Source organism: Psychrobacter namhaensis, from assembly GCF_016107545.1.
Lineage (GTDB): Bacteria > Pseudomonadota > Gammaproteobacteria > Pseudomonadales > Moraxellaceae > Psychrobacter > Psychrobacter namhaensis.
The window spans coordinates 1-1,934 of record NZ_JABASS010000030.1 but is presented as its reverse complement, the minus strand read 5'-3'; the positions used below and the strand labels follow the sequence as shown (position 1 = coordinate 1,934).

The 1,934-nt window shown below is 47.3% G+C and carries 3 protein-coding genes and 1 pseudogene; all 4 read left to right on the top strand.

Features of this window, described 5'->3' with window-relative positions:
- The first annotated feature begins 63 nt into the window (after positions 1–63).
- Positions 64–768, top strand: coding sequence for a molybdenum cofactor guanylyltransferase (gene mobA, locus JFC06_RS12150; protein WP_198335243.1), 705 nt, complete (start codon positions 64–66; stop codon positions 766–768).
- 23 nt (positions 769–791) lie between these two features.
- A complete protein-coding gene (gene moaC / locus JFC06_RS12145; RefSeq protein ID WP_406947919.1) occupies positions 792–1,313 on the top strand; it encodes a cyclic pyranopterin monophosphate synthase MoaC in 522 nt (173 codons plus the stop codon).
- A gap of 75 nt (positions 1,314–1,388) precedes the next feature.
- Positions 1,389–1,670 (top strand): MoaD/ThiS family protein, encoded by a 282-nt coding sequence (locus tag JFC06_RS12140; protein ID WP_198335241.1) that lies wholly within the window; start codon positions 1,389–1,391, stop codon positions 1,668–1,670.
- Positions 1,671–1,726: 56 nt separating this feature from the next.
- A pseudogene (locus tag JFC06_RS12135) lies at positions 1,727–1,934 on the top strand (molybdenum cofactor biosynthesis protein MoaE); the annotation flags it as partial.

Sequence of the window (1,934 nt, the reverse complement as noted above, 5' to 3'; positions counted from 1 at the left end):
AGTTTGATAGCCGTACGCGTCCTTGTAACTTTGTACCGCATTTTTTGCGTACCAACCCTAGTCATGACTGAAGCGGCTAATCATCTAGATGGCTTGGCAGGTGTGGTTATATTAGCGGGCGGCGCATCTAGGCGCATGGGGACACCCAAAGCTGGGCTCACGCTGCCGACAGGTGAGCAGGTACTAGACTATCATGTGCGGCATTCATTGCATTTAAATGTGCCCATTATGATTGCAGACAATGAGCGTGGCTTTAACGTCAGCTCAGCGCTCGTCTTGCACAAGCCGCAGTCACCAGTTTCTTACATTTCTGATTACGGTTCTACCAACAGCGACGGACAGATTGCCACAGGTGGGGCATTGGTTGCGATTGAGTCTGCTTTGCAAAGATTGGTAAAGCTGAATAACGCCGCGGCATTAGGAAATAAGAAGTCGTCACAATCATCATGGCTGCTGGTTATGAGCTGTGATAGCTTAATACCAGCGGCCGATTTGTGGCAAAAGTTGCAGTCATTCATAGTACATGCTGCAGACAAACAAGTGATTTGCTTAACCGATGAGGATCACTTATATCCACTGTTGGGCATTTATCGCGTTAGTATTGAAGCCGATTTACAGGCGTATATTGATAGTGGTCATCGTAGAGTCATGCCGTTTATCAAACCCGTGGTCCAAACGGTGCGATTTTTAAAGGATTGGCAGCACTTAACCAATTTTAATACGCCGACAGAGTTTACGCATGCTTGCGCGGCTTTAGACGATTTATAAAAATATTTGTTAAGAGAATATAGATGAGTATGAATAGCCAAAAAAACACTAGTCAAAAAAACAATCAACCATCCCTATCGCACCTAGACAGCACAGGCGACATCAGCATGGTCGACGTCAGTGGCAAGCGCGCCACCACGCGAGAGGCTACTGCTGTCGGGCACGTCCGCTTTCCTCGCGAGATATATCAGCAGATTAAAGCCGCTGACGGCATGACCAAAAAAGGCAGCATCACTCAAACCGCACACATCGCCGGCATCATGGCCGCCAAGCGCACCCATGACTTGATTCCACTTTGCCACCCCCTGCCATTAGATAAGATTGGCTTAACCTTTGATTATAATGATGCCCTAAGCAGCATAACCGTCAGTGCCGTTGTCAAAGTCACACACAAGACAGGGGTTGAGATGGAAGCCTTAACCGCCGTCAGCGTTGCCTGCTTGACCATCTATGACATGACCAAAGCCTTATCGCATGACATCGTCATTGATGACATTCACCTCGTAAAAAAGACAGGTGGTAAATCAGATTATAAACACGCATAACCACATAAATGGTCGTTTTATCGATTCAACACATGATGAATATCAAGCTGACCAGCTTGTCAGAAGGAAGGGTCTATGAGTACCAGCGCTGTCGACACAAACACCGAAGCTGCGATGCACATTAACGTCTTATATTTCGCCAGCCTCGCGGATGAAGCCAATTGCCAACAAGAGAACGTCAGGGTACAGCAGGATACTTCCTTGACAGAACTGTATGAACAGCTTTGCCAAAAGCACCGTTTTAGCCGTCCGCAGTCAGAGCTACGGGTGGCGGTGAATGACTACTTCGCTAAATGGACAGATCCTATTTCTGATGGCGATAGTGTGGTATTTATCACCCCAGTTGCGGGTGGTTAGTGTTTAGCGAAAAGTGCCATGTATATATGTATCAGAAATAACAATAGAGAGAGAAAATGACAGACAACGTCCATAGCCATGCCATGACCATCAAGCGTAGCGTTGATGAAGCATATGCAGTTGCTGAACGGGATGGTTTTGCCCTATTAGACATCGTCATTGATGAGAGGCGTCTAAAAGACACCCTCGATGATGACAGCTGCGGGGCATTCGTGTGCTTTGAGGGACGCGTCCGCAATCATAACAATGCCACCAGCGTTGAGC